The sequence below is a fragment of the Methylobacterium sp. 1A genome, assembly GCF_058072805.1.
This window is the reverse complement of record NZ_JBYQVE010000003.1, coordinates 15,737-38,684: the sequence shown is the minus strand read 5'-3', so window position 1 is coordinate 38,684 and position 22,948 is coordinate 15,737. Positions and strand designations below refer to the sequence as shown.

Annotated in this window: 21 protein-coding genes; 10 read left to right on the top strand and 11 right to left on the bottom strand. The window is 71.5% G+C overall.

All coding sequences use genetic code 11. The annotated features are described in order from the left end of the window. The first annotated feature begins 112 nt into the window (after positions 1–112). The 4 genes from ACX9MN_RS31745 to ACX9MN_RS31730 all read left to right on the top strand — a co-directional run bounded on the left by ACX9MN_RS31745 (position 113) and on the right by ACX9MN_RS31730 (position 6,179). Positions 113–1,981, top strand: coding sequence for a di-heme-cytochrome C peroxidase (locus ACX9MN_RS31745; RefSeq protein WP_489726390.1), 1,869 nt, complete (start codon positions 113–115; stop codon positions 1,979–1,981). A gap of 154 nt (positions 1,982–2,135) precedes the next feature. Next, the gene (locus tag ACX9MN_RS31740) at positions 2,136–3,275 is read left to right on the top strand and encodes a helix-turn-helix transcriptional regulator (RefSeq protein WP_091682082.1); all 1,140 of its coding nucleotides are present in this window, start codon (positions 2,136–2,138) and stop codon (positions 3,273–3,275) included. A gap of 59 nt (positions 3,276–3,334) precedes the next feature. After that, positions 3,335–4,639: a cytochrome P450 gene (locus ACX9MN_RS31735; protein WP_489726389.1), complete on the top strand. Its 1,305-nt coding sequence runs from the start codon at positions 3,335–3,337 to the stop codon at positions 4,637–4,639. Between the two features lie 184 nt (positions 4,640–4,823). Beyond that, on the top strand, positions 4,824–6,179 hold the full coding sequence (locus ACX9MN_RS31730) for a peptidoglycan-binding protein (RefSeq protein ID WP_489726388.1): 1,356 nt from the start codon (positions 4,824–4,826) through the stop codon (positions 6,177–6,179). 50 nt (positions 6,180–6,229) lie between these two features. On the opposite strand, the gene ACX9MN_RS31725 is transcribed toward ACX9MN_RS31730, so the two are convergent. The 7 genes from ACX9MN_RS31725 to ACX9MN_RS31695 all read right to left on the bottom strand — a co-directional run bounded on the left by ACX9MN_RS31725 (position 6,230) and on the right by ACX9MN_RS31695 (position 13,749). Continuing rightward, entirely contained in the window at positions 6,230–6,412 is a 183-nt protein-coding gene (locus ACX9MN_RS31725) for a hypothetical protein (RefSeq protein ID WP_020095869.1), read from the bottom strand. Positions 6,413–6,438: 26 nt separating this feature from the next. After that, positions 6,439–7,140 (bottom strand): GntR family transcriptional regulator, encoded by a 702-nt coding sequence (locus ACX9MN_RS31720; protein WP_020095868.1) that lies wholly within the window; start codon positions 7,138–7,140, stop codon positions 6,439–6,441. A gap of 279 nt (positions 7,141–7,419) precedes the next feature. Next, positions 7,420–8,721 carry an oxalate/formate MFS antiporter gene (gene oxlT, locus ACX9MN_RS31715; protein WP_091682085.1) on the bottom strand — a complete coding sequence of 434 codons (1,302 nt, stop codon included), beginning with the start codon at positions 8,719–8,721 and terminating at the stop codon, positions 7,420–7,422. Between the two features lie 429 nt (positions 8,722–9,150). Next, positions 9,151–10,569, bottom strand: a complete 1,419-nt coding sequence (locus tag ACX9MN_RS31710) for an FAD-binding oxidoreductase (RefSeq protein WP_091981537.1) — start codon at positions 10,567–10,569, stop codon at positions 9,151–9,153. Between the two features lie 235 nt (positions 10,570–10,804). After that, a complete protein-coding gene (locus ACX9MN_RS31705) occupies positions 10,805–12,106 on the bottom strand; it encodes an MFS transporter (RefSeq protein WP_489726387.1) in 1,302 nt (433 codons plus the stop codon). A 129-nt stretch (positions 12,107–12,235) separates the two neighbouring features. Then, positions 12,236–13,408, bottom strand: a complete 1,173-nt coding sequence (locus tag ACX9MN_RS31700) for an alpha/beta fold hydrolase (protein ID WP_489726386.1) — start codon at positions 13,406–13,408, stop codon at positions 12,236–12,238. Between the two features lie 131 nt (positions 13,409–13,539). Beyond that, on the bottom strand, positions 13,540–13,749 hold the full coding sequence (locus tag ACX9MN_RS31695) for a hypothetical protein (protein ID WP_020095863.1): 210 nt from the start codon (positions 13,747–13,749) through the stop codon (positions 13,540–13,542). Between the two features lie 223 nt (positions 13,750–13,972). On the opposite strand from ACX9MN_RS31695, the gene ACX9MN_RS31690 reads away from it, so the two are divergent. After that, positions 13,973–14,887 carry a manganese catalase family protein gene (locus ACX9MN_RS31690; RefSeq protein WP_010685278.1) on the top strand — a complete coding sequence of 305 codons (915 nt, stop codon included), beginning with the start codon at positions 13,973–13,975 and terminating at the stop codon, positions 14,885–14,887. Positions 14,888–14,948: 61 nt separating this feature from the next. Here the strand turns inward: ACX9MN_RS31690 and ACX9MN_RS31685 are convergent, their stop codons facing one another. Together ACX9MN_RS31685 and ACX9MN_RS31680 are read right to left on the bottom strand one after the other, a co-directional pair. Continuing rightward, positions 14,949–15,446 (bottom strand): hypothetical protein, encoded by a 498-nt coding sequence (locus ACX9MN_RS31685; RefSeq protein ID WP_244540818.1) that lies wholly within the window; start codon positions 15,444–15,446, stop codon positions 14,949–14,951. Between the two features lie 74 nt (positions 15,447–15,520). Then, entirely contained in the window at positions 15,521–15,739 is a 219-nt protein-coding gene (locus ACX9MN_RS31680; RefSeq protein ID WP_020095860.1) for a hypothetical protein, read from the bottom strand. Positions 15,740–16,151: 412 nt separating this feature from the next. On the opposite strand from ACX9MN_RS31680, the gene ACX9MN_RS31675 reads away from it, so the two are divergent. The 3 genes from ACX9MN_RS31675 to ACX9MN_RS31665 all read left to right on the top strand — a co-directional run bounded on the left by ACX9MN_RS31675 (position 16,152) and on the right by ACX9MN_RS31665 (position 17,198). Then, positions 16,152–16,319: a hypothetical protein gene (locus ACX9MN_RS31675; RefSeq protein WP_020095859.1), complete on the top strand. Its 168-nt coding sequence runs from the start codon at positions 16,152–16,154 to the stop codon at positions 16,317–16,319. Next, entirely contained in the window at positions 16,312–16,659 is a 348-nt protein-coding gene (locus tag ACX9MN_RS31670; protein WP_020095858.1) for a hypothetical protein, read from the top strand. Before ACX9MN_RS31675 ends, ACX9MN_RS31670 begins: the two co-directional genes overlap by 8 nt. Positions 16,660–16,964: 305 nt before the next feature. Further along, complete coding sequence (locus tag ACX9MN_RS31665) at positions 16,965–17,198, top strand: hypothetical protein (protein ID WP_020095857.1); 234 nt, start codon at positions 16,965–16,967, stop codon at positions 17,196–17,198. A gap of 719 nt (positions 17,199–17,917) precedes the next feature. Here the strand turns inward: ACX9MN_RS31665 and ACX9MN_RS31660 are convergent. After that, a complete protein-coding gene (locus ACX9MN_RS31660) occupies positions 17,918–20,008 on the bottom strand; it encodes a prolyl oligopeptidase family serine peptidase (RefSeq protein ID WP_489726385.1) in 2,091 nt (696 codons plus the stop codon). A 410-nt stretch (positions 20,009–20,418) separates the two neighbouring features. Here ACX9MN_RS31660 and ACX9MN_RS31655 point away from each other — a divergent pair, with 410 nt between their 5' ends. Then, the gene (locus ACX9MN_RS31655; protein WP_489726384.1) at positions 20,419–20,970 is read left to right on the top strand and encodes a lipocalin-like domain-containing protein; all 552 of its coding nucleotides are present in this window, start codon (positions 20,419–20,421) and stop codon (positions 20,968–20,970) included. Between the two features lie 66 nt (positions 20,971–21,036). Continuing rightward, positions 21,037–21,471, top strand: coding sequence for a YybH family protein (locus ACX9MN_RS31650; protein ID WP_489726383.1), 435 nt, complete (start codon positions 21,037–21,039; stop codon positions 21,469–21,471). 46 nt (positions 21,472–21,517) lie between these two features. On the opposite strand, the gene ACX9MN_RS31645 is transcribed toward ACX9MN_RS31650, so the two are convergent. Beyond that, the gene (locus ACX9MN_RS31645; RefSeq protein WP_100253121.1) at positions 21,518–22,924 is read right to left on the bottom strand and encodes an MFS transporter; all 1,407 of its coding nucleotides are present in this window, start codon (positions 22,922–22,924) and stop codon (positions 21,518–21,520) included. Positions 22,925–22,948 lie beyond the last annotated feature (24 nt).

Sequence of the window (22,948 nt, the reverse complement as noted above, 5' to 3'; positions counted from 1 at the left end):
ACTGTATTCGAACATCATCCATTCGAATGACGCGCGCACGGGGATCGGCGTTTATTGAAATCGGTGAGACGCTTCGCGAAGGCAGGGTTCCCGCCATGTCCCAGGTGCGATCGTGACCCGCTCCCAGGCCGCCCGCCAGACTGCCCGCCACGCCGCCCGCGTCGTCGCGCTCACCGCGGCGATCCTGCTCCCGGCGCAGGCCGGATCGCGCGCCGCCGACCGAGGACCGACAGACGGGCCGGGTGACGGGCCGGCAGACGGGCCGAGCGACAGGCCGGACGGCACCCCGCACTTTCTCGAACAATCCTGGACGCCGCAGGAGCGCGCGTGGTTCTACCGGGCGAGCCAGGGCTCGCAGATCATGCCGTATGCCTGGTTCATGTCCCTGGAGCGCCCGGACGACGACACGCTCTTCGTCGCGGACGGGCTCGCGCGTTTCGGCTACCTGCCGAACCCGTACGACGGGACGCGCGGATCGGACCGCAGCGGGCTCCCCATCGGGTTCGTGAAGGACGTCGACGATCGCGGCGAGTGGATCGGCATGACCTGCGCCGCCTGCCACGTGAACCGGGTCGACCTGCGCGGTCGGTCGATCCTGATCGACGGCGGCCCGGCCGATGCCGACATGTTCGCCTTCATCGAGGAACTCGGCCGCGCCCTCGCGCGGACGCGCGACGACCCGGCGCGCTTCGAGCGCTTCGCCCGCCGCGTCATCCCGGCGGAACTGTCGGCGCCGGGGACGGGCCCGTCCGAGCCCGACCGCCGCCGCCTGCGGGCCAGCCTGACGCGGCTGGCCGAGGACTTCTCCCGTTACGTCGCGTCGAGCCGGACCGCGGTGCCCTGGGGGCCGGCACGCCTCGACGCGTTCGGCATGATCTTCAACCGTGCAACGGGCATCGATCTGCGCGACCCGCACAACATCGCCCCGCCCGACGCGCCCGTCAGCTACCCGTTCCTGTGGGATACGTCGTGGCACGACCGGGTGCAGTGGAACGGCTCCGCCGCGAACGGGCTCGCCGTCGAGCGCCTGGGCCGGAACGTCGGCGAGGTGCTCGGGGTCTTCGCCCGCACCGACATCCGGGAGTCGACCCTGCCGCCGCTCTGGTTCGAGACCTCGGCGGACCGGGTCAACCTCCTGCGGATCGAGAACCAGCTGGGCGCCCTCACGGCGCCGGCCTGGCCCGACCGGATCGCGCCGCGCACCGAGGCGCAGGCCCGGGACGCCGCGGCCGGCAAGGTCCACTACGACCGGTACTGCGTGTCCTGCCACGCGATCGCCCCGACCGGCGCGAACCGCACGCTGACGGTGACCCTGACGCCGCTGGCGGAGATCGGGACCGACCCGAAGATGGCGACGAACGCCGTGTCCCGGCGCGCGCGGACCGGGATCCTCGAAGGGATCCGGATGCCGTTCCTGGCGACGACGCCGCCGCTGGCCGCCGAGACGAGCAGCCTCGAACTCGTGGCCACGCTCGTCGCCGGCGCGATCCTGGCGCCCCTCGACCGTGGACCGGACCCGGCGGGCGTCGGGGCGGACCAGACCGTCATCCTCGACCGGCTGCTCAAGCGCGGCGCCGCCGCCCTCGAGGCCCGCAACGCGATGCTCGACGATGTCTCGACCGCCGGCGGCAAGGGCCTCGTCGCCGCGTTCGTCGGGGCGCGGAGAGACCGCGACCTGATGGTCTACAAGGCGCGGCCGCTCAACGGGATCTGGGCGACGGGCCCGTACCTGCACAACGGCTCGGTGCCGAACCTGTACGAACTCCTGCTGCCGTCCGGCCGGCGATCCAAGACGTTCCGGGTCGGCAGCCGGGAACTGGACGAGGACCGGATCGGGTTCCGGTCCGATAGCGGGCCGTTCCTGTTCGACACCGCGCTGCCGGGCAATGCCAATACCGGCCACGAGGGGCCCGCCTACGGGACCGAGCAGCTCGACGACGCGCAGCGCCGGCAGCTCCTGGAGTATCTGCGAACCCTGTAGGCGCGCTCCGCGGTTTCGATTTCTATCTTACCAGTATTGATTTGTCGTTCGATTGCATCCGTAATGGAACAACCGATTTCGGCACCTGTCGGTCCGACCGGATGGCTGGAGATCTGACAACACTCAAGACTCGCACTCAGCGCGGAGCGTGGCCATGCAGGATCTCGAGGCGTATTCGGTTCTGGTGGGGTCGATCTACGACCGCGTCGGTCAACCGGAGGAGTGGTCGGCGCTCCTGGAGGATCTGACCGATTTCGTCGGCGGCCGGGTCGGCCAGCTCGCCGTGTTCAGCCTCGACGGGAACCGCAAGCCGCTCTGGGCGGTGTCCGGCTTCGAGCGGTCGCGGTACCGCGAGTTCCTCTACCGACACGCCACCGAGGATCCGCGCCTCCCCTACATCCTGTCGAACCAGGGCAAGGTCATCCGCGCCGAGGAGGGGGTCGACGCGGTGCAGTTCCGCGAGTCCGCCCTGTTCAAGGAGGTCGTCCAGCCCTTCGAGATCGAGCACAGCCTCGTCACCTACTTCGCCAAGGAAGCCGACGTCATGGCGACGCTCGCGGCGATGCGGGGCGAGGAGGGCGGCCCCTTCCGGTCCGACGAGGTCCGGCGCCTGGCGATGCTCGTCCCGCACCTGCGCCGGGCCTTCGAGCTGTACGCATTGATGCGGCAGGCCTCCGAGCGCACGTCCGATCTCGCCTCCGCCCTGGACCTGCTCGACGCCGCCGTGATCCTCACGGATTCCGACCTGCGGGTCGCGCACGCCAACCGCGCCGCCGAGGCGCTGGCGCGGTCCCGGACCGGCCTGTCCTTCGTGAAGGGCAGCCTCGTCCTCAAGGACAGCCAGACCGGGCGGCGGATCGCCCGCGCGGCCGGCGAGGCGCTCGCGGCCGCGAGCGGCGACGTCGCGATCACGCAGGCCGACCACATCACCGTGACCTGCGGCGAAAGCGGCATGCCCTACCGGGTGTCGCTGCACCCGCTGTCGAAGCGGCCGGCCGGCACCGGGTCGAAGGTGCGGGCCGAGCTGGCGATCGTGATCCGGACCGGGACCCCGAAGGTCCAGGGGAGCAACGCCGCGCGGCTGCAGAAGCTGTTCGGGCTGACCGCCGCCGAGTCGATCCTCGCCAACGCGGTCGCTTCGGGACGGTCCCTCGACGACCACGCCCAGGACCGCGGCATCGCGATCTCGACCGCCCGCACCCAGCTGCGCGCCCTGTTCGCCAAGACCGAGACGCACCGGCAGGGCGAGCTCGTGGCGCGCCTGCGCGAGGGGCTGGACGTCTCGCTCAACTGACCACCGGGTGTCGGGCCGGACGGCCCGCGCCGCTCCGCGAACGCCACAGGAGGTCGTGCATGCGCGCCGCCGCTCCCGAGACGCCCTGCCTCGCCTTCCTGGAGGCCCTGCCGGTGGCGGAGCGCTGGCAGCGCGCCCGGGACTGGATCGCCCGCGCCCCCCGGCCCTTCTTCGCGCAGCTGCGCGCGCGGCGGACCGCCCTGGATTGCGGCGCGGCCATCCTCGTCGCCGGCCGCGCCGAGGTCGAGGAGATCCTGTCCCTGCCGCAGGTCTTCTCCGTCGCGCTCTACAAGCCCAAGATGGGCGAGTTCATGCTGGCGCTCGACGGCACCGAGGTGAATTACCGCGACAAGGCGGTCATGCGCGCCGTGCTGTCCTGGCGCGACCTCCCGGCGATCCGCGCTCTGGCGGGCGCCGAGACCGACGCGGCCCTCGACGCTGGTCTCGACCAGGGGCTCGGCCAGGCCGGCGGATCCATCGACGTCGTGGCGTCGGTCTCGCGCCGCGTCCCGCTGCGGATCGTGCAGCGCTTCTTCGGGTTCGCGGCGCCCGATGCCGACCTGCTGCGCTGGTCGTACGCGAACCAGTTCGACCAGTTCAACAACCTCCCCTTCGACGAGCGCCCGGACGCCGACGCGATCCACGCGGCGGCGGATCTGGCGCGCCAGGAGATGCGGGCGGCCTTCGCCAGGATCATCCCGGCGCGCGTCGCGGCGATCGAGGCCGGCGCCGACCTGCCCGACGACGTCCTCACCCGGCTGCTCCGGCTGCACCTGCCGGCGGCGACCGGCTTCGGCATGGACCGCGTCGTCATCAACGTCGGCGGCCTGCTGATCGGGGCCATCGAGACCACGTCGGAGGCCGTGGTGCACGCCCTCGCGGAGCTCCTCGGCCGGCCGCAGATCCTCGCGGCGGCCCGCGCGGCCGCCCGGACCGGACCCGCCGCCTTCGACGGCTACGTGTGGGAGGCGCTGCGCTTCGCGCCGATCGTCGCCTTCATGTTCCGCCAGGCGGAGACCGACCACGTGCTCGGCCGGGGCAGCCCGGCCGAGAGCCGGATCGCCAAGGGCCGGGTCGTCCTGCCCCTCAGCCTGTCGGCGATGTTCGACGCGACCGGCGTGCCCGACCCGGACCGCTTCGACCCGGCCCGCCCGGAGCAGACCTATCTCCATTTCGGCCGGGGCCATCACGAGTGCCTCGGCCGCTACGTGGCGGGCGCGATGGTCCCGGAGATCGTTCGCCGCATCCTCCTGCGCGATGCCGTGCGGGCCGACAGCGCGGTCGAGGACGGGGGCACGCCGTTCCCGACCGCGTTCCGGATCTCCTGCGCCGGCCGGCCGGCGGGGGACGCCGGGCCCGGTTAGCCCGGCGCGCGCGGGACGTCGCCGACACCGCGCCCGGTCCCTCCGTCGCGAGCCCGGGCGGCGCGCGACCGCGCGCGCCCGGATCCGGGGCGTCGCCCGGAGCCCCGCCCGATCGGCGCCCGGCCGCGCGCGGGTGCCGGCCGTCCCATCAAGGCTTCGTCACCGCAGAGCCCGGAGCATCGACATGGCATCCTTCCAGGATTTTCAGGACGGCTACGAGCGGACCTGGGCGTCGCTCCAGATCCGGCCGGAGAAGCTCGCGACCGTGCGCAAGCTCGCGCAGCAGCTCGCCGCCGGCAAGCCGCGCTACCAGGAGATCGAGGCGCGCACCGGCGTGCCCTGGTGGTTCATCGGGCTCTGCCACTACCGGGAATCAGCCTTCGATTTCGACACGTATCTCGGCAACGGACAGAAGCTCGGACGGCGCACCACGATCGTCCCGAAGGGGCGCGGGCCGTTCACGGGGCCGCAGGCCTTCGTCGAAGGGGCGATCGACGCGCTGCGTCTCCAGGGCCTGGTCGGGCTCGGCGACTGGAGCGTCGCGCGGGCCCTCTACCGGCTCGAGGGCTTCAACGGTTACGGCTACCACGGCCGGGGCGTGAACTCGCCGTATCTCTGGGGCGGATCGACGGCCTACGGGCCGCCGGGCGCGCGCGGCGGCAAGTTCGTGCGCGACCACGTGTTCGACCCGAACGTGGTCGACACGCAGATCGGCACCGCGGTGATCCTGCGGAGCCTCATCGACCTCGACGCGACGGTCGCGCTCGCGGCGCCGCGCGCCGTCGAGGCGGCCGTGTCCCGCGAGCCCGACGACGAACTCGCCGACAGCACGCTCTGGGTCCAGCAATCGCTCAATCGCCTCGGCGCGACGCCGCCCCTCGTCGAGGACGGCCGGAACGGGCCGCGGACCATGACGGCCGTCGCGACGTTCCAGGCGCGGTGCGGTCTGGACGATACCGGCCTCGCGGACGCGCGCACGATCGCCGCCATTCAGGAGGCGCTGCGGCCGGCGGCGCCGGACCACGCGGTGCTGACGCGGATCCAGGACCTGGAGCGACAGCTCGCCGCGAGGGCGGTCACCCCGATGCAGCCCGCCCCGATGCAACCTGCCTCGATGCCCCCGGTGGTGATCGCGCCGGCCGCGCCGCCCGCCGACGTCGCGGCGCGGCTCGACGAGTTCCTCCAGGCCCTGCGCCGACAGATCGACGGTGCGCGCCTCCCGACCGCCCCGATCTTGCCCGGCCCGCCCGCGGCGCGTCCCGACGGCGCGGTCCTCGGGCCGGTCAACGGCGCGCTCGGGCAGACGATCGGGCAGCTGCTTTCCGGCAAGAAGTCGGCGATCGGCATCATCGGCGCCGTCGCCACGCAGATCCTGTCCCAGGTGCCGCTCAACACCGGTCTCGGGCAGGTGCTCGCACAGCTCACGCCCGCCTTCGGGCTGAGCCCCTACACGATGCCGATCTTCATCGGGCTGACGGCGTGGGGCGCGCTCGGGAAGTTCGAGAAGTGGAACGCACGCGCGGGGCAGGCGACCCCGTAGCGCGCGACGGGCTCCCGGGAAGTCCGGCGCTCACGACGCGCCGCGCCCGCTCACTCGGCGAGCACGAAGGCGAGGCCGAGGATCGCCACCAGCAGAGCTCCGCCCGCGAGCTCCTCGCGCGGCTCCTCTGCGAAACGCGCGGACCGGCTCGCGCTGGCGATCCCAGCTGCGGCGAGCCCGATGATCAGGAAGCCGAGGCCGAGCAGATCGGTCGTCTGAACGGACGGTAGCATCGGTGGTCCTCCGTCAGAGGTGCCTCTCACCCCTCTGGCCAAACCCAGTGCGCCTCGACATGCGCGATCAGCCCGAGCGCGTGATCGCGGACGAGGATCGCGGCCCGATCCGCGTCGCGTGCCTGCAAGGCGGCGATGATGGCGGCATGCTCGCGCATCGAGTCCTCGAGCCTCCCGGCCCGATGGAGGAAGGCCGACCGGATCGCCCGCATGTGGATGAACAGGTTGGTCGTCATCTCGACCATCAACCCGCAGCCGCCGAGACGGATGATCGTCCGATGGAAGTCGAGGTTGGCCTCGTCGTAGGCCTTCAGATGGTCGGGCAGAGTCGCGATATCGAACGCCTCGAAGGCCCTGCCGAGCGCGCGGAGATCGGCATCCTCGGCGTTCCGTGCGGCGGCATGAGCCGCCATGCCTTCGAGCGCGGCCCAGACGGTGATCATCTCGACGATCTCGCGCTTGTTCTTGCGCGTCACGAAGAGGCCGCGGCGCGGCACCGTGGACACGAAGCCCTCCCGCTCCAGGAGCGTCAGGGCTTCCCGGACCGGCGTGCGGCTGATGCCGAGATCCTGCGCGATCTGGTGTTCGTGCAGCCGGATCTGCGCCGATCCGGCGTAGAGATCCATCGCCAGGATCGATTGCTTGATGCTGTCGTAGGCCTGTTCACGCAGACTCAGGGTCTGTCCGATCGAGGCTAGACCCAGAGAGGTCTCGGAAGGCTGCAGCACAGTCGAACTCCGGGAACGCGAGAATGGATTCTGGCCTCAGGTCCTGGAATGGCGCCGAGCGCGGCCGGGCTATCGCGTGAGAGCGAGGCGCCAGGAAAGCCGCCCCTCGCCCGATCGTCGATGCGCGCCCGAACATGCGCGATCGTCCGCGGCGCCCTGCGTCTCGACGAGACGGTCTCCGTGCGGGCCAGCTGCCCGGTGCTGGCCGACCCGGCTCCGGAATTCGGGAGCCGGGTCGGGGAGGCTTCGCCCCGGCCGCGGAGCGGCCGGGGCCGTCGCTCAGGCGTGGGCCAGCTTCATCGCCGGAGCCGCCGCGTCGTTGTTCGCCGCGTGGTGCTGCTTGAGCATCGGCCGCAGGACCGCGATCGCCAGGACGGCGGCGATCAGGTCCATGGTCGCCACCGTGTAGAGGACGGTCGCCCAGGTGCCGGTCGCCTGCATGATCAGGTTGCCCACCGGCACGAACAGCGCGGCGAAGCCCTTGGCGCAGTAGAGCACGCCGTAGATCTTGCCGATGTGCTTCGAGCCGAAGGTGTCGGCGGCCGTGGCGCTGAACAGCGAGTAGACCTCGCCCCAGGCCAGGAACACCACACCGGACAGGATCACGAAGGCCCACGGGTTGGAGCCGAAGTAGCCCAGCGCCACGATGCCGATACCCTCCATCGCGAACGCGATGAACATCGTCTTCTCACGGCCGATCCGGTCCGAGACGAACCCGAAGAGGGGGCGCGAGATGCCGTTCATGATCCGGTCGAGCATCAGCGCGAAGGGCAGCGCGGCCATGGCGAAGAAGTACAGGTTGACCTGGAAGTTCTTCACCCCGAGATCCTGCGCGATCACGCCGAGCTGGGCCACGGCCATCAGGCCGCCCGTCACCGTGCAGGTGAACATCAGCAGCATCACGTAGAACACAGGGGTGCGCAGCGCCTCGCCCAGGGTGTAGTCGCGCCGCGACTGCAGGACCTTGGTGGAGAACGGCACCTGATCCTTGCGCGGGGCGCGCATGGCGATGGCGGCGGCGATGATGATGGCGCCCTGGATCAGGCCGAAGACGAAGAAGGCCTGGGCGTAGTTGCCGCCGTCGATCATCTTGGCGATCGGCAGGATGGTGAGCGCCGAGCCGGCGCCGTAGCCGCCCGCCGTGAGGCCGACCGCGAGGCCGCGCTTGTCCGGGAACCACTTGAGCGCGTTGTTGACGCAGGTGGCGTAGACGCAGCCGACGCCGATACCGCCGGCCACCGAGCCGAGGTAGAAGCCGCTCAGGCTGGTGGCGTAGGAGTTGATGACCCAGGCCAGGCCCGTCATCAGACCGCCGAACATGACGACGCGGCTCGGGCCGTACTTATCGATGAAGTAACCCTCGATCGGGGTCAGCCAGGTCTGGACGACGACGAAGATCGTGAAGGCGACCTGGATCGCGGCGCGGTCCCAGCCGAAGGTCTTCTGAATCTCGGGGACGAACAGCGTCCAGGCATACTGGATGTTCGCCGCTGCAACCATGCAGATCACGCCGAGCACGATCTGCAGCCATCGATTTGTACTGGGTACTGCCGTAGCCGGCGTGGCATTTGGCATGGCCATGAGCTTCCTCCCTCATTCCTGCGCTGACATTCAGCGGCGTGCTATAGGATTGGCGTGCACGCCGACGAATTCCTTGCCCGCGCCGGAACCTTATGTCGGGTTCCGAAATTGGCACGGCGGCATGCATTATTCTGTGTGCCAGGAACGTATGGCAAGCAGAATAATTCATCCGTTTCGGCCGAGAATTCGGGATTAGAGGGCGATCTCGCGCGTGCTACCGGATCGCGCGGCCGGCCGCCGCTCTCGCGGACGCCCGTCCTCGGTGTGCCGGCGCCATCTGAGACCCGGCCCGCGGCGTCGGCGCGATCCCCAGCTTTGAGGATCGGACGACGTGATCGCTCGGCCCTGAACAGCACCGATGCAGACGATCGGCCCGGATCGGAGGGATCGACGGGCGACGCGGACGGCGGCGCCGGGTCGCGGGGCGCGTCAGGGAATCAGCTTGCCGGGATTCATGAGGTTCCGGGGGTCGATCGCGCGCTTCAGGGTCCGCATGAGGCCGAGCGCCTCCGGCCCGTGCTCGCTTTCCATGAAGCGCATCTTCTTCTGGCCGATCCCGTGCTCGCCCGTGCAGGTGCCGCCCAGGTCCAGCGCGCGGGCGACGAGCCGGTCGAGGAAGCCGGCCACCGCGGACATCTCCTCGGGGCTGTCGGCATCGACGAGCGGCAGGGTGTGGAAGTTGCCGTCGCCGACATGGCCGGCGATCGGCGCCGTGAGCCCGGTCGCGGCGATGTCGCGCTTCGTCGCCTCCACGCATTCCGCGAGCCGCGAGATCGGCACGCAGACGTCGGTCGACATGTTCTTGATCGTGGGACCCGGCCGCAGCGCGACCGAGGCCCAGTACACGTCGTGGCGCGCCTGCCAGAGGCGCGCGCGCTCGTCGGCCCCGGTCGCCCAGTCGAACGGGCCGCCGCCGAGATCGGCGGCGATCTCGCCGAACCGCTCGGCCTGCTCGCGCACGCCCGCGTCCGTGCCGTGGAACTCGACGAGGAGCAGCGGGGTCTCCGGCAGGGCGAGCTTCGAGTAGCGGTTGCAGGCCGCCACCTGCACCTCGTCGAGCAGCTCGATGCGCGCGACCGGGATGCCGGACTGGATCGTCAGGATCGTGGCGTCGCAGGCCGCCTTGATCGAGGGGAACGGGCAGATGCCCGCCGAGATCGCCTCGGGGATGCCGTGCAGGCGCAGCGTGACCTCGGTGATGATCCCGAGCGTGCCCTCCGAGCCGACGAGGAGCCGGGTGAGATCGTAGCCGGCCGACGACTTGCGCGCCCGCCGGGCGGTCGTGACGATGTCGCCGTTCGGCATCACCGCGGTGAGCGCGAGCACCGCGTCCTTCATCGTCCCGTAGCGCACGGCGTTGGTGCCCGACGCCCGCGTCGCCGCCATCCCGCCGATCGTGGCGTCCGCCCCGGGATCGATGGGGAAGAACAGGCCGGTGTCGCGCAGGTACGCGTTCAGCGCCCTGCGGGTGACGCCGGCCTCGACCGTGCAGTCGAGGTCGTCGGCATGGACCGCGCGGACGCGGTTCATCGCCCCCGTGTCGATCGAGACGCCGCCGAACGGCGCGTTGACGTGGCCCTCGAGGGAGGTGCCGACGCCGTAGGGCACGATCGGCACGTCGCGCTCGGCACAGGCGCGCACGACGGCCTGCACCTCCGCGGTGGAGTGCGGGAAGACCACGAGGTCCGGCGGCTCGCACGGCGCCCAGGTGAGCTGGTTGGCGTGCTGCTCGCGCACCGCCGGGCTCGCCGTCACCCGGTCCCCGAGCACGGCCCGCAGGGCCTCGGCGAGACCCGCGATCGTCGCCGCGTCCGGGCGGGTCCGCGGGGCGGGAACGGGGGCGTTCATGGGCTGCTCCGATGGGCTCGAACTGGGGCGTCGCCGGGGACGGCGCCGGGGACGGCGTGTCCCGGGGGGGGGCGCGGCCCTGCGACATGGCCTCCGCCGGGAGGACCTAGCAACGCGACCGTAGGTCGATCGGCGGCCGCCCGCCACCCGGGCGCGGCGGGGCGGCGGCGCTGCCCCCTCCCCCCGGGTCGCGTTCACCCACCGCGTCTGCCCCGCCGCGTCTGCCCCGCCGCGCCTACTCCGCCGCCCGCGCGCCGCGCGCCGCGGCCTGCTCCAGGTGCCGGTCGTGGGTGAGGCAGAGGACCGTCACCATGGCGGCGAGGCCGGCCGCCGCGATGAGGAGGAGGCCGCCCGTGAAGGTGCCGGTGGCGTCCTTGATCGCGCCGACCGCGTAGGGCGCGGCGAAGCCGGAGAGGTTGCCGAGGGCGTTGATGATGGCGATGCCGCCGGCCGCCGCGGCGCCGGACAGGTAGGCGGTGGGCAGCGTCCAGATCACCGGGAGGCCGCCGAAGATGCCGAAGGCCGAGACGCTGAACAGGGCCATCTTGGCGTAGGGATCGGAGACCAGCGCCGCCGCGGCCGTGCCGCCGGCCGCGAGCAGGAGCGCGAAGGCCGCGTGCCCCTTGCGCTCGCCCCTGCGGTCCGAGGAGCGCCCGAGGGCGAGCATGCCGACGATCCCGATCGCGAAGGGGATGAGGCTGACGAAACCCGTCTGGACGTTCGTGAGGTCGAAGCCCTTGACGATCTGCGGCAGGAAGAAGCTGAGCCCGTAGAGCAGCGCCACGTTGCCGAAATACACGAAGGCGACGGCGAGCACGCGCCGGTCGAGGAGCGCCTCCGCGACGCTGTAGCGGCGGGCGGATTCGCGCGCCCGCCGCTCCTGCGCGAGGCGCTCGGTGAGCCACGCGCGCTCGTCCTCGGGCAGCCAGGCCGCCTGCGCCGGCCGGTCCGTCAGGAAGGCCAGGACGATGCCCGCGAGGATGACGGCGGGCAGCGCCTCGAGGACGTAGAGCCACTGCCAGCCCTTGAAGCCCCAGACCCCGTCGAGGCCCAGCAACGCCCCCGAGACCGGCGAGCCGATGACGCTCGAGAGCGGGACCGCGGCCATGAAGGCGCCGATGATGCGCGCGCGGTAGCGCGCGGGGAACCACAGCGTGAGGTAGAAGATGATGCCGGGGAAGAACCCGGCCTCCGCAGCGCCCAGCAGCAGGCGCACGGCGTAGAAGCTCTTCTCGCCGACGATGAAGGCCATCGCGCCCGACAGGAGTCCCCAGGTCAGCATGATGCGGGCGATCCACACCCGCGCCCCGACCCGCTCAAGGATCAGGTTCGACGGCACCTCGAAGACGAAGTAGCTCAGGAAGAAGATGCCGGCCCCGAGCCCGTAGGCCGTGGCGGAGATGCCGAGGTCCCCGTTCATGGTCAGCGCGGCGAAGCCGACATTGACCCGGTCGAGGTAGGAGATGAAGTAGCAGGTGATCAGGAGGGGCAGGAGCCGCCTGCTGACCCGCCGGATGGCGCGCGCTTCCACATCCATCGTCGCCCCCTCGAGGATCCGGAACGGACGCCGGGCGCCCGATCCGACCGGGCCTCCGGTCAATTCGCGGGTGACATAGCCGGGCCGTCGGCGCCCCGATAGGAGCGGACGCGGTGCGGCGGCGGGCGCCTACGCGCCGGGGCGGGATCCGGCCCCGCCGCGACCGAGCGCGTCGAGCAGGAGGTCCGCGACGGCCCGGGGCTGCTCCTGCTGAACCCAGTGCCCCGCCCCCGCCACGAAGTGGCAGCCGACCAGGCCCGCGCCGGCGGCCTCCTTCATGCGCTCCAGCGCGCCCGGCGCCTGGAACGGGCCCCAGTCGCGCGTCCCGGACACGAACAGGAGGGGGACCTCGATCCGCCGGCCGGCGAAACGCGCGAGGTCGCGGTCGATGCTGCCATCCATGCGGCACCGGTAGCCCTGGAGCGCGCCCTGGAAGCCGGAGCGCGCGTACTCGGCCGCGTAGACGGCGAGTTCCGCCTCCGTCAGCCAAGCGCAGTCCGCGCCGCCCCGCTCCGGCATCTCCGGCGCCACGGTCGCGGGCATCGTCCGACCTTCATCCATCACGTAGTAGGTCGGCATCTCGGCGAGGGCCTCGGCCGTCCAGCCGGCGAGCGCGCGGGGTCGATTGTCCGGCCAGTCCGCGCTCTTGTGGTGGAAATAGGTGCGCAGGAACGCGGCGAGGCCCTGGGGACTGCGCTCCATGTCGGCGGCGGCGCGGCGCATCGCGTAGTAGCGGTGGTAGTGCGTGCGCGGGCGCGGCAGGGCGGCCAGCGCCGCGTGGATCGGGTCGTCGGCCGGCGTCCGGAGGCCGCGGGCCAGGGCGTCGAGCCCCGGCGCCCCCGCGAAGGGCGCGCTCATGAGGGCGACCATGCCGAAGAGATCGGGCCGCGCCAGGGCGCAGTAGCCGCAGACCCAGGACCCGTAATCGTGTCCGACGAGCGCCGCGACCCTGTCGCGCTTCAGGGCGCTCATCAGGCACAGCAGGTCGAGGAGAAGGTTGTGCAGCCGGTAGGGCGCGAGGTCGTCCGCGAAGGCGACCGGCGCGTCCGCGGTGCGGCCGTAGCCCCGGAGGTCGGGGGCGACGACGTGGTAGCCCGCCGCGGCCAGCGCCGGCATGACCTTCCGCCAGGAATAGGCGATCTCGGGGAAGCCGTGCACTAGGAGGATGAGCGGGCGGTCGGGACCGCCGTCGCCCGCCTCCAGCACGTGCATGCGCAGGCCGTTGACGCCCTCGACGAAGCGGGCGCGGATTCCGTTCGGGAGGGCGGCCGGATCGAGCGGGGGCAGGACGTTCGTCACCATGGCCGCGCGCTCCCGTGCCGATTGTTCGACGGCCGCCGAGCGTACACGCTCCGCGATCCGACCGCGAAATCCGACCCGCGCGCATCCGGCCCTGCCCCACCTCCGCGCCCGGTCGGCGCGCCGCCGAACCGTCAGGCGGTCAGGGCGGCGCGGGCCTGCCGGTGCCCGGCCTCGGCCCGCCACGCGTCGCGCTCGGCCTCCAGGCCCTGGATCCGGGCATGGAGCTGCCCGGCATCGATGGCCGTCTCCATCAGCATGTCCTGCGCGCTGGCGAGTTGCTCGCGCAGCTCGGAATTCTCGGTCACGAGGGTCAACAGGATCGCCGCCACGTCGTCGCCCATTCGTCCACCTGCCTCACCGTCCGGGGTCGCGGCTGGTAGGACCGGCATGGTTACCGCTCCGGAAAGGATGGCGGCCGGGCGCCCGCGCCGAGGCCCCTGTCCACAGCCGGATGGCGCCGGCCGCCGGGAGGCCGCCCGCGGGCCGCGCCGTCTCAGCCGCAGGAACAATCGTCCGTGCGGGAAGATGCCGTCATGCGCACCCCGCGCGAACGGAGCTGCTCGCATGTTCATGAAGCTCGACCGCCTTCAGGCCGAACTGCCACAGCCGAAGAAGCCCGATCCCAACGCGGCGGCCGCGCTGCAGGAGCTGCTCGGCGGCAAGTACGGGGAGATGTCGACCCTCGGGAACTACATGTTCCAGAGCTTCAACTTCCGCAACAAGTCGAAGCTGCGCCCCTTCTACAGCCTCGTGTCGAGCATCTTCGCCGAGGAGCTCGGGCACGTGGAGCTGGTCTCGACCGGCATCGCGATGCTCAACAACGGCCCCGGCGACGACACCGAGGAGGTCGACGTCTCGAAGGCCCCGTTCCACGACATGCAGGACATCCGGCTCGCCGGCAGCTTCCTGAGCAACGGCGGCGGCGCGACACCGGTCAATTCCAACGCGCAGTCCTGGAACGTCGACATGGTGACGACGACGGGCAACATCATCATCGACCTGCTGCACAACTTCCACTTGGAGTGCGGCGCGCGCCTGCACAAGCTGCGCGTCTACGAGACCCTGAAGGACCCGACCGGCCGCGAGGTCTGCGGCTACCTGCTCGTGCGCGGCTCGGTGCACGCGCACGCCTACGCGCTGGCGCTCAAGAAGCTGACCGGCGTCGAGATCGAGAAGATGCTGCCGACCCCGAACATCGTTCTCGACAAGATTCCGGAGTGCCAGAAATATCTGCAGGAGGGCTCGCACCGGCGCCTCTACCGCTTCAGCCCGGACGACTACAAGGAAGCGGCCGGCGTCTGGTCGAACGACGAGGTCGCGCTGCCGGGGGATCCGCCCGGCAACCTGGAGGTCGTCGACGGCCTGCCGGAGGGCGGCAAGATCCCAGAACTCGACGGCAATTACGGGGCCTTCGCGCCCAACTACGCCCCCGAGGAGATCTTCGAGATCGCCAGCAAGCTCTACAAGAAGGGGCGCTGAGGCGCGCTGAGAACCGGGCAGGGCCCCGCGGTCTCAGAACCGCGGGCCGCGCCGTCCCCGGTCAGTACCAGTCGTCGTCGTCGGCGGGCGATCCTGGCGGGAGGGGGCCGTCACCCATCACGCCGGGATCCCCGTAGTTGAACGGAGGTCCGTCGAAGCCGACCACACCGTCCGGATTGTCCGGCGTCACGTTCGGATCGACCTTCAACTCGGTATCCTCGCGCCCGAGCCGTTGATCGAGGCGATCCATGCGCTTGAGATCCTGCTGGATCGGGATGTCCTGCTGGGCCTGCGCGACGATCGCGGGACTTGCGAGGGCGAACACCAGCGCGGCGACGGTCAAGCGTGTCATAGCAATCGGCCCTTCGCGTCCCGGCGCGCTCCTGAAGTCGATGCATACCGTGGACGGACCACCGAGCATAGCATTGACGGCCGTCAACACTAATCGCGCGTGCATGTCGACCGGGCGCGCGCTCGGCGAATGCGCGTCGCCGCCCGGCCCGACCGGATCGAGATCTGCCTTCGCGCCGTGAGACGTGCCCTCCCCGCCGGGCATCATGCGGGCACCGTGCAGGCCTCGTGCAGGTCAGATCGCGGAAGGCCGGCAATCCTGCGGGCGCCGGGCCTGACCGGTCAGCGCGGCTGGCGGCCGGCCGGGCCGGCGACGTGCGGGCCAGCGGAGCGGTCGGCCGGCACGGGCCGGTGGTAGGTGACGGAGATCTCGGGCAGCATCACCGCGGTGACGTCGGACAGGCCGTGGCGTGCGGCGGATCCCTGCGCGGAGGCGGGCGTCGCGAGGGCGGCGGCGAGGGTCGCGGCGAGCGCGGCGGCAGCGAACAGGCGGACGGTCATGGCAAACCTCTTCTGACTTCGGCACGAAGTCATCCGGTCAACTGTCGCGAGTGAGGAAGATCGTCGTTCCGGCGGTCTTGATCGCCTCGGCTCTGTCGGGCCGAATGTCATCCTTCAACATGGATGTTAGGCCGGCGGTTGCCGCGAATGCGTGCGACGCCGCACAATCGTCAGTATCGGATCAAGCGCGAGGTCTCTTCGTCGCGCCGGACCGGCCCCTTTTGGGCGCGCCCGGCACCGCGGCTCGATCCGGCGCGGCGATGGCCGGCATCCGCGACTCGCGGGCGCGCCGGGGCGCTCCCGCCGGGATTTCGTGGACGGACGTTCGCTTTCCGTACTCATGTGGCATCGGAGTGGCAGCCGGCGCGCGACGGCTCCGCTACGGTGCGGACGTCTCCCTGAGGCGCCCTCGATGCTCATCCCCGCCCCGACCATCCGCCGTCTCCTCATGCTGGGGCTCGTGCTCGTCGCCCTCGTCGCGCTCGCGGACGGCGTGGCCCGCCACGAGTTGCGCACGGCCGCGCGCGCGATGACCCTCGCCGACGCGGCCCCGCAGACGGAGCGCGCGTCGGATGAGTAGGCGCTCGCCCCTCGCGGCCGGCCTGACGCTCCTCGCGGCCCTGGCGGGGGCCGAGCCCGCTGCGGCGCTGGCAGCGGAGCCGGCCGACCTGCCGGGCCTGGAGCGGGCGTGGCACGGCTGCGTCCGCGAGGCCTTCGACCGGCAGCCGGCGCACCGGAGCAGGCCCGGCCGGGAGCGGGGCGCCCTGGACGCGTGCAAGCCCCAGGAGGACGCCTACGTGGCGGCCCTGATGGCCGCCCGGCCGATCGACGCGAACCGCCCTGCCCTGGCCTGGGCGCGGACCTGGATGGCCTACGTGGTGGATCCGCTGAGGGACTGGATCGCCGCGCTGCATCGCTGAGCCGTCCCAGCCGCGGCCGGGCGGAGGTCGGGCGCGGACGGCCATCCGCGCGGGGCGGGACGCCTGCAGGTCTCACGCAGCTCTACCGAAGGTGCGCTCCGAGCATTCGCACCAGTATTGTGCATCCCTTTCCGATGTTCGCGCGTTCCAATCTCGAACCGGCCGATATTTCGGTGCGATTGTCGACATAGAGGAGGCGCGAATGCTGCGCGGTGGATTGCTGTGGCTGCTGGGAATCCCGCTGCCGATCATCCTGTTGCTGTATTTCCTCGGCGTGTTCCACTAGGTCGAGGCGGACGGTCGTCGTGCCCTACACGGTCGAGATCACCACGCCGCCGGTGCGGATCGACGGCGCCGAGCAGGCCTCACGGATGTATCAGCTGCCGGACCCGTTCAGCACGCTGGCCGAGGCCAAGGAAGCGGCGATCGCGCATATCGGGGGTCTCGGCCTCGATCCGGCCGGCATCCTCTACACCGTCTTCGATCGCGAGGGTTTCACGGTCGCCTCCAACGCGGATCAGGGCGCGGGGGCCGGATAGAGCGGGCCGGCGGATCAGGGTCCCGTCCCGCTCTGCGGGGCCCTCCGAGCCCGGAGGCGGCCTCCCTGCCCGCCTCCGGCCGGTGCGCGGCCCGGGATCCGTGCGCGAGCGGCGGCCCTGCAGGTGTTCCGGGACACGCCGGACCTGAAAGCTTGGGCGTACATCGGGATCACACCGCGAACACAGTCGCGAACCCGATGGAGACGACGATGACCTGGACCAACCGCATCGCCTTGGTGGCGACCCTGATCGCCGGCGCGGTCGCCCTCGTGACCTACGCGCAGGCCCTCAGCCTGCCGGCCCATTTCGCGTGAGCGAGACGGGCCCGGCGGCCGTCTCGCCCACCGTCGCCGCCTGAACGCGCGCCGAACGGTTCCGCGGCGCAGCGTGACTCTTCGCACCGCACGCGGCCGGCCGATCCGGCATCATCATTGCAGTCGGTGATCCCGGGTCTCGCCCGAGACCCGCTGCTCGATGAGAGGCGTGCACGACATGGTCCTGAAGGGCTTCTCCTACGCGATGATCGGCGCCTTCCTGGGCGGCCTCGCGATGACGGTGACCGGCTCGGCCGGGGTGCTGATGGGCTTCTGAGCCGCGGCGGCCCTCGGGGCCGCCCGGGCGACGGATTGCCCGAACGGACGGCGGGAACGGCGGGGCGAGAGCCCCGCCGTTCCCGTATGCGGACCCGGACGATGCCGCGGTTCGGGTCGAGGCCGCGCTCACGCGACCGGGTCATCCCATCCGATGGCGCGGCGCAGGAAGGTGAGCCCCAGCGCCCGGAACGCCGCCGTCTGCTCGCTGTCCTTGCCGGCGCCGTGCCCGCCGGTCGCGGGCTCGTAGAAGGCGACGTCGCAGCCGAGGACGCGGAGCTTCTGCGCCATCTTCCGCGCGTGGCCGGGATGGACCCGGTCGTCGCCGCGGCTCGTGGCCAGCAGGATCGGCGGGTAGGCCCGCCCGGCCTCGGCGGCGTGGTAGGCGGAGATGCCGGACAGGAACGCCCAGTCCTGCGGGTCGTCCGGATCGCCGTACTCCCCGATCCAGCTCGCGCCGGCCAGGAGCTTCGTGTAGCGGCGCATGTCGATCAGCGGGATCGTGCAGGCCAGCGCCCCGAACCGCTCCGGGTAACGGGTGAGCATGTTGGCGATCAGCAGGCCTCCGTTCGAGCCGCCCTCGGCCGCGATCCGCCCCGGCCGCGTCACGCCGCGGGCCACGAGATCGGCGGCCACCGCGGCGAAGTCGTCGTGCGCCCGGGCCTTGCCCTCGCGCCGGCCCGCGTGGTGCCAGCGGGTGCCGAACTCGCCGCCGCCGCGGATGTTGGCGGTCACGCAGGTGCCGCCGCGCTCCAGCCAGAGCTTGCCCAGCACGGGCTGGTAATCCGGCAGGCGCGAGAGCCCGAACCCGCCATAGGCCGTCAGGTAGACGGGGGCCGCACCGGTCTCGGCTTCCGGCCCGACCTGAACGTATGGAACGCGCGTCCCGTCCGCCGACCGGGCCTCGTGGCGCGTCACCCGGATGCCGCGCGCGTCGAAGGCCGGGGGCGCCCGACGCAGGACGGCCGGGGCGTCGAGCGCGGGCGGGAAGGCGAGCAGCGCCGGCGGCGTCACCGGATCGTGGGCCAGCGCCAGCAGGGCTCCGTCCGCCCGCTCCGGATCGCCGTCGAGGGGCCAGAGATGGACGGAACCCAGGGCGGGCAACCCCGCGAGGGGCCGCTCGGTCCAGCCGCCCGGCCCCGGCTCGAAGACCCGGTAGGTGGGACGCAGGTCCTCGAGCACGTCCACGATCAGCCGCCCGGCCGACCAGAACACCCTCTGCAGGGCGAGCCGCGCGTCCGGCTGCCAGAGGACCGTGAAGGCGCGACCTCCCGCCAGCAGGTCGGGGAGCGCGATCGCCAGCACCGTGTCGGTGTCGTGGGCGACGCCGTCCACCGTCCAGGGCCGCCGCAGCCGCACGGACAGGTGGTCGCGGTGCAACTGGACCCCGGCATGCGTGGGCAGGTCGAGGCGCGCGCGCAGGCCGCCGCGATCGCCGATATGGACAGCCGCGTCGAAGAAGCCGAGCTGCTCGACGACCGTGATCCGCTCGGTCCCGGTCTGCCGGTCGGACGCGCCCCAGACCGCCATGCTGGTCTCGGCGGTCTCGAACAGGACGGACGCGTCGCGCGGGTCCGTGCCGCGCGGCCAGAGCCGGACGGTGCGCGCGTAACCGGACCGCGTGGCCATGCCCGGGCCGAGGGCGCTCGACAGGAGCACCGTCTCGCGATCGAGCCACGTCGCGCCGCCCTTGCCCTCGGGCAGGACGAAGCCGTCGGCCACGAAGGTGCGGGTGTCCAGATCGAACTCGCGGATCACGGCCGCGTCCTTGCCGCCGCGGCTGAGGCGGACGAGGGCGCGATCGAGCGCGTCCCTGAGGATCGTCGCCCCGGCCCAGACCCAGTCCTCGCCCTCCGTCGCCGCGAGATGGTCGAGATCGAGCAGGATCTCCCAGTCCGGGACCGCGGCGCGGTAGCCGGCCGCGTCGACGCGCCGCCACAGGCCGCGCGGATGCGCGCCGTCCGTCCAGAAATTGTAGAGCCAAGTGCCGAAGCGCTGGACGAACGGGATGCGGTCCGGCCGGTCGAGAAGCGCGCGGGCGATGTCGCGGTCGCGGAGGAAGCCGGCATCGCCGTAGCGGGCGAGCGTCTCCGCGTTGCGCGCCTCGACCCAGGCGAGCGCGTCGGGCCCGTCGACCTCCTCCAGCCAGAGGTACGGATCGTCGTCGGGCCGCGCGAGGGTCGGCCTGGGGTCGGGGTGGGGGTCGGTTGCCGCGGACATCAGTGGGAGCGTAGCCCCTGCGCGCCACCCTCGATAGGCGCGCGGCATTCTCCCGATGAGCGGTCAATCGTCTCGGACGCGCAGATGTTCGCACGCCTCGCGCAGGTGGAAAGGACGATCCAGACACGCGGATCAGGACGTTTCCGCATGCGGGCGGCCGATCCCCCTCCCGAACGTCGCCTCCGCGCGCGCCGTCGACTCGGCCGGCAGGTCGCGCAGGTCTCTCGGGCGCATCTATACTTATCTTTCCAGCACCATTCGGACCATATCAGATCTTTGACTGTTTTCGTTTTTATCAAATCAGCACATATGCCTTGCATTCGCACCGATCATGGTATTCAATGATGGTTCTGTCGCGTACGGTCTGGTTCGTGCTCTGAGTCCCCATGGCCTTACCGGGGGTCGCTGCGATGCGCGTCGTCGAACAGGGGTTGCGCAGGTCTCGGCTCGCCGAGGCGGCGATGGTCGGCGTCGCGGGCGCCGCCATCCTGGTCTCGGGTTGTCTCGGCATCTCGCCCGGATGGGCGGTGGACGCGGACGCGGTCGTCGGGACCTGGCGCCTCGCCGCGGCCACGCGCCGGATCGTGGACACGGGCGAGACTATCGACGCCTACGGCGGCCCGAAGCCGACCGGGTGGATCCATTACGGCCGCGACGGGCGCATGATGGTGGTCTGCGCCCACGAAGGCCGGGAGCGGCCGGTCGCCAACGACAAGATGTCCGACGCGGACCGGATCAAGCTCCACAAGACCTTCTTCGCCTATGCCGGGACCTACCGGCTCGAGGGCGACCGGATCGTCCACGACATCGACACGTCCTGGAACGAGGCCTGGACCGGCACCTCCCAGGTCCGGCACGTCGCGCAGGAGAACGGGCGGCTCGTCCTCACGACGGTGCCGTTCAAGTTCAACGTCGACGGCAGGATGAGCGTCATCACGCTCACTTGGGAGAAATACCCTTAGTCGAAGTCCGAAGACCCTGCGACGTCACGCACTCATCAACCAGAACATTTCACGATGGAGGAAGACATGCTGCGTCCCCACGTCCTGCACGCGACCGTATTCGCTGTCGCCCTGATGACGCCGAGCCTGGGCCGGGCGGACACCGTCCAGGCCGACGCGCAGAGCGCCGCGAGCCAGTGGGACGCGGCGTATAACGGCGGCGACATGGACGCGCTGGCCAAGCTCTACACGCCCGACGCGATCGTCGTCACGAAGGGCGCGCCGCAGACCAGCGACGGCATCCAGAAGTTCTTCGCCGGGCTGAAGGCGAAGGGATGGGACGAGCACAAGACGACGGTCAAATCCGCGCTGCCGAAGGACAACCTGCTCATCGTGTCCGGCCGCTGGGAGATGACCGGCCCCGGGGACGGGGGCGCGAAGAAGAAGTTCGAGGGCAACTGGGTGAACGTGCTGGAGAAGCGCGACGGCGCCTGGCGCACGGTCCTGCACACCTGGAACTGATCGCTCCGCCCAGCCGGGGGACGGCCGGGCGGAGCGCCTCCCGGTCTCAGTGGATCGGGCGCGGAACCGTGCCCCGCGCCCGGGCGGCCGGGCCGCCCTCGGCCGGCGCCACGCCGGCCTCCAGGCTCTCCAGGCTCTGGCTGCGCGGCTCGACGCCGAACGCCGCGACCGCCACGATCTGCAGGGCGAGCAGCCCGATCATCAGGCCGGTCACGCCCGCGATGCCGTAGGTCTCGAACAGGGTAACGACCAGGAAGGGCGTCACGATGGTCGCCCCGCGCCCGACCGTGTTGCACAGGCCCGACGCCCGCAGGCGCACCTCGGTCGGGAACAGCTCGGGGATGTAGATCCCGAACAGCAGGGCGACCAGCACGTAGATCGGCACCGTCAGCCCGAACCCGACCAGCGGCAGCAGGACCGGGTCCAGGGTCATCGGGTAGAGGATCCCGAACAGGATGGCCGTCGCCGAGGCGCCGATGATCGTCGGCTTGCGGCCCCAGCGGTCGGCGGTCAGGGCGCCGATGGCGCTGCCCACCGGCGCGCCGAGCCCCATCAGCAGCGCGTAGCCGAAGGAGGTCGCCACTGAGAGGCCCTGCCGGATGAAGAAGGTCGGCAGCCAGGTCACGAAGCCGTACAGCAGGGTGTTGATCACCACGAGGCACAGGCAGCCCAGCAGCAGGCGCGACAGCAGCGGCGGCCGGAACAGGGCGGCGAGCCCGAGCTGCGTGACGGGCGCGGCCGCGGCGGCGGGCGGCAGGGGCGCGCCGCGGGCCGCCTCGGCCTCGATCGCGCGCATCAGCGCCTCGGCCTCGGCGTGGCGCCCCACGGCCTCGAGCCAGCGCGGCGATTCCGGCAGGCTCTTGCGGGCGTACCAGACGGCGAGCGCCCCGAGACCGCCCAGCGCGAACATCGCCCGCCAGCCGAAGGCCGGGATGATCAGGTAGCCGATCAGGGAGGCGGCCGGCAGGCCCGTGACGACGAACACCGCCATGAGGCCGAGGAAGCGCCCGCGCGAGCGCGCCGGCACGAACTCGGTCATGGTCGAGTAGCCCACGACGTTCTCGGCCCCGAGCCCCACGCCCATGATGAAGCGGAGCACGATCAGCACCGTCATGTTGGGCGCGAAGGCCGCCCCGATGGCGGCCAGCCCGAAGACCAGGAGGTTGGCCTGGTAGGTGAAGCGCCGCCCGTAGCGGTCGCCGAAGAAGCCCGTCAGGAACGAGCCCGCCATCATCCCCACGAAGGTGGCCGAGACGAACCACGCGTTCTGCGGCAGGGTCGAGAAGCCGCTCTTCAGGGTCGCGCCGAGCACGGTGGCGGCGATGTAGATGTCGAACCCGTCGAAGAACATGCCGATCCCGATCAGCCACATGATGCGGCGGTGGAACGGGCCGATCGGCAGGCGGTCGAGGCGGCCTCCGGCGTTGACCGCCGGGCTCACGGCTTCGGACATGGGGCGTTTCCTTCCTCGGGTTCG

What these genes read in the sequence shown, in the direction of transcription:
- ACX9MN_RS31740 (WP_091682082.1), top strand. Translation starts at nt 2,136, where the DNA reads ATGCAGGATCTCGAGGCGTATTCGGTTCTGGTGGGGTCGATCTACGAC.
- ACX9MN_RS31735 (WP_489726389.1), top strand. Translation starts at nt 3,335, where the DNA reads ATGCGCGCCGCCGCTCCCGAGACGCCCTGCCTCGCCTTCCTGGAGGCC.
- ACX9MN_RS31730 (WP_489726388.1), top strand. Translation starts at nt 4,824, where the DNA reads ATGGCATCCTTCCAGGATTTTCAGGACGGCTACGAGCGGACCTGGGCG.
- ACX9MN_RS31725 (WP_020095869.1), bottom strand. Translation starts at nt 6,412, where the DNA reads ATGCTACCGTCCGTTCAGACGACCGATCTGCTCGGCCTCGGCTTCCTG.
- oxlT (WP_091682085.1), bottom strand. Translation starts at nt 8,721, where the DNA reads ATGGCCATGCCAAATGCCACGCCGGCTACGGCAGTACCCAGTACAAAT.
- ACX9MN_RS31710 (WP_091981537.1), bottom strand. Translation starts at nt 10,569, where the DNA reads ATGAACGCCCCCGTTCCCGCCCCGCGGACCCGCCCGGACGCGGCGACG.
- ACX9MN_RS31705 (WP_489726387.1), bottom strand. Translation starts at nt 12,106, where the DNA reads ATGGATGTGGAAGCGCGCGCCATCCGGCGGGTCAGCAGGCGGCTCCTG.
- ACX9MN_RS31700 (WP_489726386.1), bottom strand. Translation starts at nt 13,408, where the DNA reads ATGGTGACGAACGTCCTGCCCCCGCTCGATCCGGCCGCCCTCCCGAAC.
- ACX9MN_RS31695 (WP_020095863.1), bottom strand. Translation starts at nt 13,749, where the DNA reads ATGGGCGACGACGTGGCGGCGATCCTGTTGACCCTCGTGACCGAGAAT.
- ACX9MN_RS31690 (WP_010685278.1), top strand. Translation starts at nt 13,973, where the DNA reads ATGTTCATGAAGCTCGACCGCCTTCAGGCCGAACTGCCACAGCCGAAG.
- ACX9MN_RS31685 (WP_244540818.1), bottom strand. Translation starts at nt 15,446, where the DNA reads ATGATGCCCGGCGGGGAGGGCACGTCTCACGGCGCGAAGGCAGATCTC.
- ACX9MN_RS31680 (WP_020095860.1), bottom strand. Translation starts at nt 15,739, where the DNA reads ATGACCGTCCGCCTGTTCGCTGCCGCCGCGCTCGCCGCGACCCTCGCC.
- ACX9MN_RS31675 (WP_020095859.1), top strand. Translation starts at nt 16,152, where the DNA reads ATGCTCATCCCCGCCCCGACCATCCGCCGTCTCCTCATGCTGGGGCTC.
- ACX9MN_RS31670 (WP_020095858.1), top strand. Translation starts at nt 16,312, where the DNA reads ATGAGTAGGCGCTCGCCCCTCGCGGCCGGCCTGACGCTCCTCGCGGCC.
- ACX9MN_RS31660 (WP_489726385.1), bottom strand. Translation starts at nt 20,008, where the DNA reads ATGTCCGCGGCAACCGACCCCCACCCCGACCCCAGGCCGACCCTCGCG.
- ACX9MN_RS31655 (WP_489726384.1), top strand. Translation starts at nt 20,419, where the DNA reads ATGCGCGTCGTCGAACAGGGGTTGCGCAGGTCTCGGCTCGCCGAGGCG.
- ACX9MN_RS31650 (WP_489726383.1), top strand. Translation starts at nt 21,037, where the DNA reads ATGCTGCGTCCCCACGTCCTGCACGCGACCGTATTCGCTGTCGCCCTG.
- ACX9MN_RS31645 (WP_100253121.1), bottom strand. Translation starts at nt 22,924, where the DNA reads ATGTCCGAAGCCGTGAGCCCGGCGGTCAACGCCGGAGGCCGCCTCGAC.